The sequence below is a fragment of the Acidovorax delafieldii genome, from assembly GCF_007993815.1.
GTDB lineage: Bacteria > Pseudomonadota > Gammaproteobacteria > Burkholderiales > Burkholderiaceae_C > Acidovorax > Acidovorax delafieldii.
The window spans coordinates 38,434-52,431 of the sequence record NZ_VJWE01000001.1; the positions used below are offsets into that span (position 1 = coordinate 38,434).

15 protein-coding genes are annotated in these 13,998 nt (G+C 64.9%); 9 read left to right on the plus strand and 6 right to left on the minus strand.

What is annotated here, in order from left to right:
- Positions 1-2: 2 nt before the first annotated feature.
- Both ATF69_RS00150 and ATF69_RS00155 read right to left on the minus strand, forming a co-directional pair.
- Positions 3-1,370 carry a flavin-containing monooxygenase gene (locus ATF69_RS00150; RefSeq protein WP_244303608.1) on the minus strand — a complete coding sequence of 456 codons (1,368 nt, stop codon included), beginning with the start codon at positions 1,368-1,370 and terminating at the stop codon, positions 3-5.
- Between the two features lie 15 nt (positions 1,371-1,385).
- Positions 1,386-2,216 (minus strand): SDR family oxidoreductase, encoded by an 831-nt coding sequence (locus ATF69_RS00155; RefSeq protein ID WP_146869510.1) that lies wholly within the window; start codon positions 2,214-2,216, stop codon positions 1,386-1,388.
- Between the two features lie 89 nt (positions 2,217-2,305).
- Here ATF69_RS00155 and ATF69_RS00160 point away from each other — a divergent pair, with 89 nt between their 5' ends.
- From ATF69_RS00160 to ATF69_RS23130, 6 genes are all read left to right on the plus strand, one after another.
- The gene (locus ATF69_RS00160) at positions 2,306-3,058 is read left to right on the plus strand and encodes an IclR family transcriptional regulator (RefSeq protein ID WP_146869511.1); all 753 of its coding nucleotides are present in this window, start codon (positions 2,306-2,308) and stop codon (positions 3,056-3,058) included.
- A 45-nt stretch (positions 3,059-3,103) separates the two neighbouring features.
- Positions 3,104-3,472, plus strand: a complete 369-nt coding sequence (locus ATF69_RS00165) for a hypothetical protein (RefSeq protein WP_056748156.1) — start codon at positions 3,104-3,106, stop codon at positions 3,470-3,472.
- Positions 3,473-3,634: 162 nt separating this feature from the next.
- The gene (locus ATF69_RS00170; RefSeq protein ID WP_146869512.1) at positions 3,635-4,603 is read left to right on the plus strand and encodes an MBL fold metallo-hydrolase; all 969 of its coding nucleotides are present in this window, start codon (positions 3,635-3,637) and stop codon (positions 4,601-4,603) included.
- Positions 4,575-5,249: a histidine phosphatase family protein gene (locus ATF69_RS00175; protein WP_244303609.1), complete on the plus strand. Its 675-nt coding sequence runs from the start codon at positions 4,575-4,577 to the stop codon at positions 5,247-5,249. Before ATF69_RS00170 ends, ATF69_RS00175 begins: the two co-directional genes overlap by 29 nt.
- 333 nt (positions 5,250-5,582) lie before the next feature.
- Entirely contained in the window at positions 5,583-6,470 is an 888-nt protein-coding gene (locus tag ATF69_RS00180; RefSeq protein WP_146869604.1) for a transglutaminase-like domain-containing protein, read from the plus strand.
- Between the two features lie 117 nt (positions 6,471-6,587).
- Positions 6,588-6,758, plus strand: coding sequence for a hypothetical protein (locus tag ATF69_RS23130; protein ID WP_008902830.1), 171 nt, complete (start codon positions 6,588-6,590; stop codon positions 6,756-6,758).
- 87 nt (positions 6,759-6,845) lie between these two features.
- Here ATF69_RS23130 and ATF69_RS00185 read toward each other — a convergent pair whose 3' ends face one another.
- From ATF69_RS00185 to ATF69_RS00200, 4 genes are all read right to left on the minus strand, one after another.
- Complete coding sequence (locus ATF69_RS00185) at positions 6,846-9,383, minus strand: PAS domain S-box protein (RefSeq protein WP_146869513.1); 2,538 nt, start codon at positions 9,381-9,383, stop codon at positions 6,846-6,848.
- A gap of 1 nt (position 9,384) precedes the next feature.
- A complete protein-coding gene (locus ATF69_RS00190) occupies positions 9,385-10,197 on the minus strand; it encodes an ABC transporter substrate-binding protein (protein ID WP_146869514.1) in 813 nt (270 codons plus the stop codon).
- A 71-nt stretch (positions 10,198-10,268) separates the two neighbouring features.
- Positions 10,269-11,045, minus strand: coding sequence for an HD-GYP domain-containing protein (locus ATF69_RS00195; RefSeq protein WP_199737465.1), 777 nt, complete (start codon positions 11,043-11,045; stop codon positions 10,269-10,271).
- Positions 11,042-11,413 carry a response regulator transcription factor gene (locus ATF69_RS00200; RefSeq protein WP_116747678.1) on the minus strand — a complete coding sequence of 124 codons (372 nt, stop codon included), beginning with the start codon at positions 11,411-11,413 and terminating at the stop codon, positions 11,042-11,044. Before ATF69_RS00200 ends, ATF69_RS00195 begins: the two co-directional genes overlap by 4 nt.
- A 148-nt stretch (positions 11,414-11,561) precedes the next feature.
- Here ATF69_RS00200 and ATF69_RS00205 point away from each other — a divergent pair, with 148 nt between their 5' ends.
- The 3 genes from ATF69_RS00205 to ATF69_RS00215 all read left to right on the plus strand — a co-directional run bounded on the left by ATF69_RS00205 (position 11,562) and on the right by ATF69_RS00215 (position 13,986).
- Entirely contained in the window at positions 11,562-12,236 is a 675-nt protein-coding gene (locus ATF69_RS00205; RefSeq protein WP_208758672.1) for an excisionase family DNA-binding protein, read from the plus strand.
- Positions 12,233-12,967, plus strand: a complete 735-nt coding sequence (locus ATF69_RS00210) for a response regulator (protein WP_146869515.1) — start codon at positions 12,233-12,235, stop codon at positions 12,965-12,967. Before ATF69_RS00205 ends, ATF69_RS00210 begins: the two co-directional genes overlap by 4 nt.
- Positions 12,968-13,218: 251 nt before the next feature.
- Entirely contained in the window at positions 13,219-13,986 is a 768-nt protein-coding gene (locus ATF69_RS00215) for an MHYT domain-containing protein (RefSeq protein WP_146869516.1), read from the plus strand.
- Positions 13,987-13,998: the final 12 nt, after the last annotated feature.

Sequence of the window (13,998 nt, forward strand, 5' to 3'; positions counted from 1 at the left end):
CGTCAGTCCTTTCTGGCGAGGGCTGCGGCGGCAGCGCGCACCGCGTTGCGGTAGGTGTCCTTGTGCACGTAATACGCCATGCGTTCGAGCTGGAGGTACTTGAAGCCACCCGACAGATCGGGCGGCGGCCCGGCCTTGGCCTGTCGTAGCGCCTCGGCGCGCGGCGATCCCTCGGCCTGCGCCTTGAAAAAGCCCGCCACCAGCTCCGCTTGTTCATAGCGGCCCTGCCAGCCGATACCGCTGGCTTCGATCATGCCCATTACGGCCAGGTTGTCGAAACGGGGTGACAGGATGTTGAGATAGAGCTGCGGCGCCATGCCCTGCCAGTTGAGCAGGCTGTGGTCGATGAAGGGGTAGTGCAGCTTGTAGCCCGTGGCACAGAGCACCAGGTCATAGTCCTGCGCGCTGCCGTCCTTGAAGTGCACCGTATGGCCTTCAAAACGCGCGATGTCGGGCTTGACGTGGATGTCGCCATGGCCCAGGTGGTGCAGCACCAGCGAGTTGACCACCGGGTGCGACTCGTACATCTTGTAGTCGGGCTTGGGCAGGCCAAAGCGCGCAGGGTCGCCAGTGAACCATTGCAGTACCACGCTGTCCACCTTTTGCTTGAGCCAGGGCGGCATCTTGAACTTGCCGCCCAGCATGTCTGCGGGCTTGCCGAACACATACTTGGGCACGAAGTAGTAGCCGCGCCGCACCGAGATGTCCACGCTGCGCGCGTAGTGCACCGCGTCCACCGCAATGTCGCAGCCCGAGTTGCCCGCACCCACCACCAGCACACGCTTGCCTTTGAACAGCTCGGCGCTCTTGTAGGCGCTGGTGTGCAGCAGCTCCCCGTCAAAGTGCCCCTCAAAGCGCGGCATGCTGGGTTCGGCCAGCGTGCCGTTGGCAATGACCACGCCCTTGAACTCTGCCGTTTGCGCGGGCCCACCGTGCTGCGTCCACGTCACGCGCCACAGCGGCGCAGTGCCCTCCCCCACCGGTTCGACCCGGAGCACGCGCGTGCCAAACCAGAAGTGCTGGCGCAGGCCAAAGTGCTCTGCAAAGTCGAAGAAATATTGGCGCATGTCCCGGTGGCTCGGATAGTCGGCCACTTCGGGGCGCATGGGGAACTCGGTGAACTCGGTGGTGTGCTTGCTGGAGATCAGGTGCGCCGATTCGTAGACCGTGCTGCGCGGGTTGTCGATGTTCCACAAACCACCCACGTCGGTGTGTGCTTCAAAGCCCTGGAAAGGCACGCCCAGCTTCTGCAGGTTGCGCGCGGCGGCCAGCCCACTGGGGCCGGCGCCGATGAGGGCGATGTGGCCGCGCATGTCCTGTGCGAGCGGCGTCGAAGGGCTTGTCTCCAGCATCGTTGTTGTTGTCGTCATTCGGTTTTTTCTCTCTCAGGTGTCGATGTTCTTGTCTGCGCGCACTGGCAACCCCGGAATGGCGGTGGCCCCCGCCTCGCCCACGCGCGGCTTGCGCGGCTGGCCCAGCAGCAGCCGGTCGTGCAGGGCATCAGGCAACAGGTTCAACAGGCGCGCCAGCCAACCGATGCGCGCAGGCAGCACGATGTGGGTGCGCCCCCGGGCCACAGCGGCCAGCAGGGCACGCGCGGCGTCCTCGGGCTCCATCAGGCCGGGCATGGCAAAACGGTTGCCTGCCGTGAGCGCGGTGCGCAGGTAGCCAGGGCTGACCGTGCTCACCACGATGGAATCGCCGCGCAGCTCGGCACGCAGACTCTCCAGGTAACGGATGAGCCCGCCCTTGCTGGCGCAGTACGCGCCATTGCCCGGCATGCCCCGCCAGCCCGCAATGCTGGCCACCCCCACCAGCGCGCCGCGCCGCTGCGCGCGCAGGGCCGACACAAAGGGCTGGAAGGTGGTGGCGGCGCCCAGCAGGTTGATCTCCAGCATGCGCCGCATCACAACCAAGTCGTCGACCTGGGCGGTGTCAAAACCCCCGGCCACCCCGGCATTGGCGATGACGAGGTCCGGCGTCCCTCGGCGGCCCATCCAGTCGGCGGCCATGGCCTGCATGGCGGTAACGTCCGCCACATCGGGCGTATAGACAGCACAGCGCTCTGGCGCCAGTGCGGCCAACGTTTCCAGCGCGGGCCGGTTCAGGCCCACCAGCGCCACGGCGGCGCCCTGGCCGATCAGCTCGCGCGCCAGCGCCTGGCCCAGCCCGCCACAGGCGCCGGTGAGCACTACGTTCTGGAAAAAGGCGGTCATGAAGCTCCCGGTGAATTGGGTTTGCAGCTTAGCCACAATGCTGAATAATCCCGAAATGTTTTATGAATTCGTCTCGAATTCCGAGATTTATGACCAACACACCGCCCAGCCTGCGCTTGTTTGAACTGCTGGAAACGATGTGCGCCCAGGGCCAGCCCTTCAGCCTGGGCGATGCCATCGAGGCCACCGGCTGGCCCAAGCCCAGCGTGCACCGCATGCTGGGCCAGCTGGAGGCCGGTGGCCTGCTGGCGCGCGAGCCAGACGGGCGGCGCTACACCCCCGCACCACGTCTGCTGCGCCTGGCCGAAAGCACGCTGAGCGCGGGCACCCAGCATGGGGTGCGCCACGCCGTGCTGCGGCAACTGGTGGCCGACATTGGCGAAAGCTGCAACCTCACGGCGTTGAGCGGCGCTGGAGTGATCTACCTGGACCGGGTGGAGTCAGCCTTTCCGCTGCGCATGGAACTGCGGCCTGGCACCCGCGTGCCCATCCACTGCTCGGCCAGCGGCAAGCTGTTTCTGGCTCACCTGTCGCCCGCACGCCGGGCCGCCATCCTCGACGGTCTGCCCCTCACCCGCCACACGGCCACCACCCTGACCGACCGCGCCGCGCTGGAGGGCGAACTGGAGCAGATCCTGCGGCAAGGCTATGCCACGGACGCCGAGGAGTTTGTGGACGGCCTCGTCTGTGTGGCCGTGCCCGTGTTGGCCGGCGGGCGGCGCCAGGTGCGCAGCGCCGTGGCACTGCAGGCACCCTCTGCCCGCATGCCGCTGGGGCGGGCGCTGCAACTGGTGCCCCGGCTGGGAGAAGCAGCGCAGGCCTTGGGCCGGACCTGGGCTTGAGCCATCACGCAACAACCCCTGACGCATTCACCATCTGCTCTCACCATGCCACTGAACTACCTCGACTTTGACTACAGCGAAGACGCTGACGGCAACGGTACCCTGGATGCCATGGCCAGCGTCCTGCCCGCGCAACTGCCTGCCTTGCAGAACGAGATCGCTGCCGTGCTGGCCTGGGCGCATGCACACTGGCCCGGCGCCTGCGCACCGCAGGAAGACGGCGGCGCGTGGCACTATGACCTGCACGGCGTGCAAGAGGTGCAGAGCCCCTTGACCTTGTCCTTTGACGATGCGACGGGGCAACTGCACATGACTACAGGCAGTGCCGCGCCACCGCGCACCACGCTGACCCTCACCCTCAGTGGCAGCAGCGACTTCTGTACCGCTTTGCGCGAAGCCTTCGATATGGAATGAGCCTCCTCCTCATGGCCTCTTCCCCAGCCAATTCAAAGGGTTAACCCCAATTAGCGACCAAAAGCCCCACGTTGCAAACAGGTTAGTGCGCCAGCCCACGCTTTCCTGAGGTCCAGCGCTACAGTTGCGACTCGTTAGTTCAACCCGAGACTGGAGAGTTTCATGCTGTCACGCCGTCACTTCCTGGGCGCAAGCCTGGCCACCACCGTTTACGCTGCGGGCTCGTTCGTGCCCGTGTGGGCGCAGAACGCACCCAATTTCGGCACGCCCACCTTGCCCAGCCCTGGTTTCCGTCGCATGAAGGTGGGGGACGTGGAGGTGATCGCACTGAACGATGGCATCACTCGCCGCCCTTTGGGGGAAGAGTTTGTGAAGAACGCACCGCTGGCCGAAGTGCGTGCGCTGCTCGCATCACAAGGCCTGCCCACCGACTACATCGATGTGCCGTACACCCCCTTCCTGGTGGTGGCGGGCGCGCGCAAGATCCTGATCGATACCGGCCTGGGCGAGTTTGGTGGTGCCACCACCGGCAAGCTGCTGGACAGTCTGCGCGCTGCTGGCATGCAGGCCTCCGACATCGATACCGTGCTCGTCAGCCACTACCACGGCGACCACATCAATGGAATCCGCAACAAGGCGGGTGAGCTGGTGTTCCCGAAGGCCAAGGTGATGGTGCCTGCAGCCGAACATGCCTTCTGGATGGACGACGCGCGCATGGCCGCCGCCCCCGCAGGCATGAAGGGTGCGTTTGACAATGTGCGTCGCACCTTTGCCACCATGCCCGCCGATGCGCTGGTGCGGTTTGAAGCGGGCACCGAGGTTGCGCCAGGCATCCAGTCGGTGGCCGCCTACGGCCATACGCCGGGCCACACGCTGTTCGAGCTGAAGTCGGCAGGTCAGAACTTCTTCTATGTGGCAGACCTGACCAACGTGCCCGCATTGTTCGCACGCAATCCTGACTGGGCCGTGACCTTTGACATGGACGCAGAGGCTGCGCGAAAGGTCCGCCGCGAGGTGTTCCAGCGCATCACCACCAGCAGCGCCATGCTGGGCGGCTTCCACTTCCCCTTCCCTGCGTTTGGCCGCGTAGCAGCAGCGGGCAATGGCTATGCCTTCCAGCCAGCTGCCTGAGGCCGAAGCAGCCGGGGATCAGGCTGCGACGCAAGGTACGCGCGTCACACGGCGCACCTTGCTGGGCAGGGGAGCGGCAGGCGCATTAGGTAGCGGACTGGCCCTCACAGCCCTGCAGACCTGGGCAGCCCAGGAAGCGGGTGCCGAGGTCTTGCTGCGCCAGGGCGGAGTGGTGGCGTTGTTTCGCCACGCGCTGGCCCCCGGCACCTTTGATCCCCCGGGTTTCCGCCTGGGCGACTGCAGCACCCAGCGCAACCTGAACGATGAAGGCCGGGCCCAGGCCCGGCGCATTGGCGAGTGGTTCCAGACGCGGCAATTGCGTCCGGAGAAGGTGCTGTCAAGCCCCTGGTGCCGTTGCATCGACAGTGCCACCCTGGCTTTCGGTGCACCACAGGTGTGGACGGCTCTGGGTTCGCCCAGGGGCTACTCCGAGACCACGGGTGAGAGCCACCTGCGCGAACTGCGCCAGGAGCTGGCCGCAGCGTCTGCGCACAATGGCCGGTTTGAGGTGTGGTTCAGCCACATGTTTGTGCAGTCCGATCTGGCACGCGACAGCACCAGCTCGGGCGATGCGCTGATCTTGCGAGCCCCCCGAGGTGGCGACGTGCAGGTGCTGGCGAAACTCTCGGTCACCGGATCAACCTGACCAGCGCCTGCTGATGCTGGCGGCAGATCGCGCTCCCGTGCACCGTGGTGCACGGGCCATCGGACTACACGCTGGCGATGCCCTGGGGCGTATCCTGAAGATTCCCAGCCCTGCCAGATACCCCGGCGCGGCGCACACCCAGGAGCCGCCGATGACACCGTCCCACACACTGGGTGAACCCGCAGCCTGCAGGCCCCGTCGCTGAGAGCTGCTATGGCCTTCCTCTCCAGCGCCCCCCGCCTTACCACCGCGTCCAACGAGCCTGCGCGATGGCCCGCGAATGCCGGCGCGCCCCTGGCGCAGGCAATCCCAGGCAGCCAGCGTGGTGTTCGCATGGACCTGCAGATTGACCTGCGCTACGAGATCGACAGCTACGGCGCCGATTTCGTGTTCAACATCCACGCCGCACAAACACCCCACCAGATCGTCCACAACGAGCGCTTGGTGCTCAGCCAGGACATTCCCCACCAGATCCACACAGACCCTGCGACGGGTAACCGCTATCTCCGGCTGCATGGCGAGCCCGGCATGCTGGAGCTGACCTACAGCGCTACGGTGGACATCCGCCACCACCGTGCCGACCCCACCCAACTGGCCGAGGTGCCTGTGCGGCACCTCCCGCCGCATGTGATGGGCTACATCTACCCCAGCCGATATTGCCAGTCTGACCGCCTGCTGCGGCTGGCACTGAACGAGTTCGGCGCCTTGTGGCAGGGCCACAGCCGCGTGCAGGCTATCCGTGACTGGGTGAATCGGCATGTGGCGTTCACGTCCAACACCTCCAACTCCAACACTTCGGCCGTCGACACGCTGGTGGAACAGGTCGGGGTGTGCCGGGATTTCGCCCACCTGATGATTGCACTGTGCCGCGCCGTGAACATTCCAGCCCGCTTCACCACGGGCACCGACTACGGTGCCGACCCAGCGCTGGGCCCGCCGGACTTTCATGCCTACGTGGAGGTGTATCTGGGCGACCGCTGGTATCTGTTCGACCCTTCGGGCACGGCCATCCCCATGGGGCTGCTGCGGTTTGGCACCGGCCGAGATGCCGCCGACGTGGCGTTTGCCACCATCTTTGGCGGAGTGCGGGCACAGCCCCCTACCATCCACACCCGCGCGGTGGAGGACCCTGCCCAGGGGTGGGTGCTGCCGCACCACTGCGCCGAGGCGCTGTCCACCGACCAGGGGACGTCGTACGGGGCGCGTTTCGTCGCGCAATAGGGAGTTTGACCTTCCGTTTGCTGCCTCTGGCGGGTGCGGCAGAAAGGCCTGTTGGCCACCCCTGATTGCGGCTGTGGCCTAATATGCCCCTTTTCTCCACTTTCTCAGAGACCTACCATGGGCAACAAGATCGTCACCGAAGCAGACCGCAAGCGCACCCCCCAACCCAAGCCAATGCCCGGCGTGACGCTGAACACCCCTGGCCGTGGTCAGCGTGTGAGCCTGGAGCGTGGTGTCGCCACGCGCAGCAAGAAGAACCCTGGCAAGCGCTCGCGCAAGGGCGGCTGATCAGCCCTCCGGGGGCGCTGCGGCGCCCCGCCAGCACCCACAAAAAAAGCCCTCGTCTGAGGGCTTTTTTTTGGGCGATACAGCCGTTTATTGCAACGGGGCCGGCATGGTTTCCACGTGGCCTCTGGCGGGCAGGATGATGTGAAACGCTGCACCGCTGGCCGGAACGTTCTCGGCAAAGATCCGCCCGCCCATGGCCTCGACGATCTTGCGGCAGATGGCAAGGCCCAGGCCAGTGCCCCCAGATCCATCCTTGGTCTTACTGGACTGCACAAAGGCCTCAAAAATGCTCTGCAGCTCTGAAGGAGGGATGCCCGGGCCCTCATCCCGTACCACCAGATGTGTCTGGCCCTGCGGGTCCGCGTAGCCCTCCAGGGTGATCGTGCTGCCAGGCGGCGAAAACTTGATGGCGTTGGCCACCACGTTGCGGATCACCTGCTGAAACCGCAACGGGTCGGCCTTCGCCACCAGCGGAAGGTCAGGCATGCGCAAATCCATCATCAGGTGGCTGCGTTCCAGCAAAGGCTCCAGCTCCCGGATCACCGGGCGCACCACGCCGCGCAAGTCGATGCGCTCCATGTGGAACGTTCCCACCGTGCTTTCCAGTTTGGACACTTCCAGCAGGTCGTTCACCAGCGTGAGCATGCGCTGGCCAGCGGAATGGATGTCTTCAAACATGCCCGCCAGCTTGGGCTGCGCGCGACCACGCAGCATGCCCAGCTCGGCAAAGCCCAGAATGGACTGTAGCGGCGTGCGCAGCTCGTGGCTCATGTTGGCGACAAACTCCGACTTGGTGCGGGATGCCTCTTCGGCCGCGTCACGCGCCTCCCGGGTGGCGCGCTCGGCCTCACGGAACTCGCTCACATCCATCAGAATGGTGAGCACACCGGTGACTTGGCCGTGCTCATCGGCAATGGCCGCCTTGGCCAGGCGCGTGTCGCGGCGCGATCCGTCGCCATGGCGCACCTGGGTCTCGACGAGGGCACGCCCCCCCCAGCGCAGCAGCTGCTTGTTGGCCGACTTATGTACGTTTGCCTCATCTGGCGGCAGGCACTCGTCAAAGGCCTTGCCCAACACGGCGGTGCGAGTACGGCCTTTGTATTCCTCCCAGGCCTTGTTCACGCGCACAAAGCGGTTCTGCGCGTCAGTCACAGAGATGGGCAACGGGTTGGTGTCCAGCAGCAGATCCTGAAACGCAATTTGCGCCTGTAGCTGTTGTTGGGCCATCCAGCGCTTGGTCTCGTCCACCGCGCTGCCCGCAAAACCAATCACACGCCCGGCAGCCACCAGAGGCACCACTGCCACCTGGAACATCAACTCCTTGCCCTCGGCAGAGCGGGACACCACCTGGCATACCCGTACCCCATCCGGCGACCGGGGGTCGATGGCACGCGCCACATCATTGCGGCTTTGTGGCTCGACCAGGTCGTGCAGACGTTTGCCAATGGCACGGTCAGGCGCCGTGCCCGTCATCACAGTCCAATGCGCATTCACATAGGTGATCACGCCCTGCGCATCGGTGCGGAAAATCAGCTCTTGCACGCTGCGCATCAGCACCGACAGATCCCGCTCGTTGCGGGCAATGCGGGCCTGTGCAGCGTCAATGGCCAGCCGCGCCCGCTCACGGGTGCGCAGGCCACGCCACACGGCAAAGGTCAGGCCCAGCACCAGGGCCACCAGGGCCAGGCCAATACCGATCAGCGCACGGGCATCCGCCAGCCAGCTCTGCACGGCTGTTCGGTACGAGGTCTCGACCACCACCACCAGCGGCATGGCGGCAGAGGCCCGAAAACTGACGATCTGCCGCTCACCCAGCACACCCACGCCCAGGTACGTGGCGTGCTCCTGCCGGGGCAGGAACTGGCTGAAGACGGGGATGTTGTTCACCCGCGTACCTGCCAGAGCAGCTGCTGCCCCCGAAGTGGCCAACACCTGGCCGTTGTATGAGGTCACCACCGAGTCAAAAACCTCAGACTCCAGCGTCAGGTGCTGAAAGTTGGACAGTGAATCGGGATTGACCAAAGCCACCAGCACCAGCGCCTGCCCGGCTTCATTCTTGTAGCCGTGCATCACAGGGATAAAAGCGACACCCGCAGGGGCCGCCGCCGCTGCGCCTCCCAGCCGCACACTTTGCAGGCTGCGGCCCGGTGTGAGGCCGCCCTGAACCGTCCGCCCCATGGCCACCAGGGGGCCGAGCTTGGCCAGGTCCACAAAACTCTCGGCATCGCCGGGCTGGGTGCTGGCGACCACTCGCCCACCGGCATCCACCACGGCCAACCCCCGAAGAAATGACAGCGCCGCCAGCGCCTGGCCCAGGGCATCTTGCATACGCCGGGGTTCCGAGGCCACCGTCGTGAGGGCTGGAGACGTGGCCAGCGACTCCAGCGCCAGTTCGGCCGTCTGCATGGTGCGCGTGGCCTGATCCTCCAGCACCCGCGCCAGCATGGCGGCATGGTTCTGGTGGCTGGTACGCACCGTGCGAAAGTCGTTCACGGCCAACGCGCCGACGGCCACCAGTGCCGCCAATGCCGACAGCCCTCCGGTGATGAGGACCAGATGGCTGGTCTGCAACACCCACGCGCGCAGCCTGGTCCAGACCGAGGGAAGCGCCTGGAGGTCGGCCATATCAGCGCACCACGATGGCGTTCAGGCCATTTTGAGAGGCCGCGCGCTGCAGGCGGCCGTCGGCCTTGATGCGCGCCACGAAGGCATCCACCGTAGCCAGCCAGACGGCATCGCCGCGCTTGACTGCATAGCCATAGGGCAGCACCGAAAATGGTTCGGGAGACTCGATGAGCCGGGCCCAGTCAGCGTTGTCCATCAGGCGCCGGCTGTAGGGGTAGTCGGTCATGAACACGTCAATGCGCCCGGCCGTCAGTTCGCGCTCGCGGGTAGTGGGCAGCTGGATGCGCACCAGCGTGGCCTGCTTGAGGCGCTGGGCCATGATGGGTTCCATGAACGTGCCTGCCTGCACGCCCACCAACACACCCGGCTTGTCAATGTCGGCCCACTGCTTGATGACCGTGTTGGATTTGGTGGTGATGCCGTAAATGTCGCTGCGCATGTAGGGCTGGGTAAAAGCCAGCTTTTCCATCCGCTGGGGCAGCATGCCAATGGCAAACATGGCCAAATCGCAACGGTCCTGGTTCAGGTCGTCAATGAGGGTGGGAAAAGAAGAGTCCACATATTCGACCCTGGCCTTGAGGTCTCGCGCCAGCTCGGCAGACAGGTCGATGTCGATACCCGCGAGTTGCTGTGTACGCGGGTGCCTGTAGGTCACGCCGTAGTAGTCCGGCCAGACACACACACGCAACACCGACTGGATCTGGACCCGCTCGGCCACAGGCCCCGCCAGCGCGCTGGTCGCACACACGGCCAGCGCCACGCGGGTGACGGTCAAAGCCCACGGTTTCAGCCACTGCATCATCGTCATCATCATTGAGAATCCTTGGATCAATAACACCACCGTGCCCGCAGTGGCCTGCCGCTGAGCGGTCAGAAAAAAGGGGATCAGGGCGCGTCGATCAGTGCATCAAAAGACGGACATTCCTGCGTGATCTTGCACCGCAGCGCATCGATGGCTTCAGCATGCGCCAAAAACGTGTCCACGATCACCGGGTCAAAAGCACGGCCGCGCTCGGCCGCCAGCATCTCCAGCGCCACCGGCACCGCGAAGGCGGGGCGGTACACCCGGTCCATGGTCAGCGCGTCAAAAAAATCCACCACGGCGGTGATGCGGCCCGACAAAGGAATCGCCTCGCCCGACAGGCCCGCCGGGTAGCCCTGGCCGTCGTAGCGCTCGTGGTGCGTGAGCGCCACCTCGGCCGCCATGCGAAACACCGGAATGTTTGAACGCCCCAGGATCTCGGCACCCATCGCAGCGTGGCAGTTCATGGTCTGGCGCTCCTCTGGGGTGAGCTTGCCAGGCTTCTTGAGTACGCTATCAGGGGTGCCGATCTTGCCGATATCGTGCATGGGCGCGGCCTTGCGCAGCATGCGTGCGTAGCCCACCGTCTGCCCCAGAGCCAGGGCCAAGGCCTCGGCCAGGTAGCCGATGCGCACGATGTGCACGCCGGTGTCGTCGTCCTTGAGGTCGGCCGCAGCCGACAGGTGCAACAGTGCGGCATGGTGCGCGCGGGTGACCTCGCGCAGGGCTTCGTTGCGCTCTCGGTACATGCGTCCGAAATCTCGCACAAACCGCTCCATCTGCGCCGCCGCGGCCTCGTCAAAGCAGCGCGTGTCTGGCGGCACCTGAGACGCAGGCTCCAGCAATGGCAGTGAGGTCAATGCGCTGCCTCCATGCGGTAGATGGTCTCCAGCACCTGCAGGGTGCTGAAGGGCTTCATCAGATAGTCGTCGGCCCCCGCCGCGAAGCCCGCCGCCCTGTCGTCCGACTGCACCCGGGCTGTCAACATGATCACCTTGGTGTGGCGCATGCCCGGGTCGGACTTGATGCGTCGGCAAACGTCCAGGCCATTCAGGGTGCCCGGCATCATCACATCCAGCAGCACGATGTCGGGCTGCAACTCGCACGCCAGCACCCAGCCCGCATCGCCCGTAGCTGCTTCGTGGATCTCAAAGTCATCAAACTCCAGCGTCATCTTGAGCAGTTTGCGGATATCGATGTGGTCTTCGACGATCAGGATCTTTTTCATGGCGGTAGCCTTTGTGGGGCCGGGAATCGGCTTGGAATACAAAAAAACACGTTTTAACGTGATTTCTTGCCATTGATTGAATCATATCAATCATTTTTATCAAATGCAAGTCGAGTAAAAATTAAAATTAGGAGAAAATGCGCGATCTATGCAATCTGACAATTCCCTCGCGGAGCACGCCATGGCCGACCACTACACCACGCTGGAAGTCGCCAAGATGCTGGGCATGGCCGTGCGGTCGGTTCAGCTGATGGTGGACCGCAACGAACTTGAGGCCTGGAAGACCCCTGGCGGGCACCGCCGCATCTCGCGTGCATCGGTGGAACGCTGGATGACCGCCCATGGCGCCAGTGGCGCTGCCCAGGTAACCGCCGTCGGCACTCCGGTCGCCGCCCGCCCGCCCCTGGCCGCACCCGTGGGACCAGCCAAAGGGCGTGCACCACAAATCCTGCTGATCGAGGACTCCATCCATTTCCAGAACCTCGTGGGCCTCATCGTGCAGCAGCACCTGCCAGGAGTGCAGCTGCAGGTGGCGAACGATGGCATCACCGGCCTTGCGCTGTATGGGCAGATACAGCCCGAGGTGCTGATCGTGGACATCCTGCTGCCAGGCATCGACGGCGCCACCCTGATCACCACGCTGCGCTCGCACCCTCAATTTGCGCGCAGCCACCTCATCGTGGTCACCTCGCTCGACGAGCAACAGCGCGAGCCTTATGCATTTGCCTTGCAGGGTGTGAAGGTGATCCACAAGCCCCGGCTGGTGGCCGAGTTACCCAGCGCTCTGGCCGCGTGCATTCCACAGGCCCAGGTACCCGCATGAGCGCGCCCAAGGTCCTGCTCGTGGAAGACGACAGCTCCATCGCACGCTTTGTGCAGATGGCGCTGGAGGAACTTCCCATCGAGCTGGTGACCTGCGCCAACGTGCCTGACGCCATGCAGGCGCTGCATGCAGGGGGTGTGGAACTCATCATCACGGACCTCATGCTGCCGGGCGAATCCGGCATTGACCTGGTGCAGCGGCTGCTGCAGGAGCCTGTGCACGAACGCCGAATTCCGGTGGCGGTATTCAGCGCGGGCCTGACGCCGCCAGTGCGCGAGCAACTCCAGGCCATGAAGGTGTGGCGCATGCTGTCCAAACCTGCGTCGGTGGCAGAGCTGGAGGCCTGCGTGACGGATGCGCTGGCGTTGGTGGCGGATACCCCTGCCAATGCGCCAGCCACAACAGCCACGCCTGCCGATGAAGCGGCCGACGATGAGGCAAAGGCCATTGCCACCCACTTTGCGGGCGACGAGTTTCTGTTCAAGGCGTACCGCGCCAGTTGCCTGCAGCAGTTCCCCGCCGACGTGCGGCAAGGTGACACGGCCAGCGCAGCGCAAGACTGGCCGGCGCTGCGGCGCCTGGCTCACAGCCTGGCCACCGTGCTGCTCACCCTGGGCCACCCGACCCAGAGCGTGCGCGCCCGCCAGCTGGAAAACTCAGCCGCCCAGTCTGCCGCAGAGGCATGCCAGGAACATTGGCGCATGCTGCGCGCTTTCCTGCTGCAGCTCTGACCCAACGCCAGCAGCGCGGCTGGCTGAACACCCTTGCCTTGAGAACCCCGATGGCGGGCGATTGACCCACCCCATCGCCTTCTGGAAGGCGAATGTGAAGACCCATGAACAAGCCGGGGTGGGCTCTTATTTCTGAAACATAACCATTCAGAGCAAAAAATAACCAATTGGTCTAATATAGAAACAATTGGTTTCAATCGCCTCAGATGCGGTGTGAAGCTCTCCTCCACCCCCTTCTCAGGCAGCGCTCCATGGACCCCACCGTCGTTTCCGAATACCGCCCCCACCTTGTCGCCATCTCGTTCGCATTGGCGTTCATTGGTTCATTGATCGCACTAATGGTCACACGCCGCATCCGCCACAAGGACGGATCGCTCAACCGCGCAGCGACTTTGACGGCCGGCGTGGCGCTGGGCGGCATCGGGGTGTGGTCCATGCACTTTGTGGGCATGGTGGCGCTGCGGCTGGATGTGGCCAGCAGCTACGGCATCGTTGAAAGCGCTGTGTCTCTGCTGGCGGCCGTGGGCTGCACCTCGGCTGCACTCATCGTGGTGTCCAAGGCCCCCCGGGAGCCGGCACGGATTCTGGGCGCAGGACTGCTGCTGGGCCTGGGTGTGGCGGGCATGCACTACCTGGGCATGTCCGGCATGAAGATTGGCGGCTACATCCACTGGGACCTGCGCACCGTGGCGCTGTCGGTGCTGATTGCGGTGGCAGCAGGCACGGCCGCCCTGTGGCTGGCCTTCAACACCCGCCGCCTGGGCAGCCGCGTGGGGGCCTCCCTGCTGATGGCCGCCGCCGTGTGCGCCATGCACTACACCGGCATGGGCGCGGCCGAGTTCGTCTGCACCACCCCCAACCGCTTTGCCACCGTGCAAGGAGTCGGGCTGGTCAGCTCGCTGGGCCTCGGCCCCATCGTGGCCGCCTGCGCTTTTGCCATGGCCGTACTGATTTCGGTGGATCTGTATGTGCAATGGATGCAACGCTCCATCGGCCAGCAGCGCCGCCGTACGGCCTGAGCCAGACAGAAC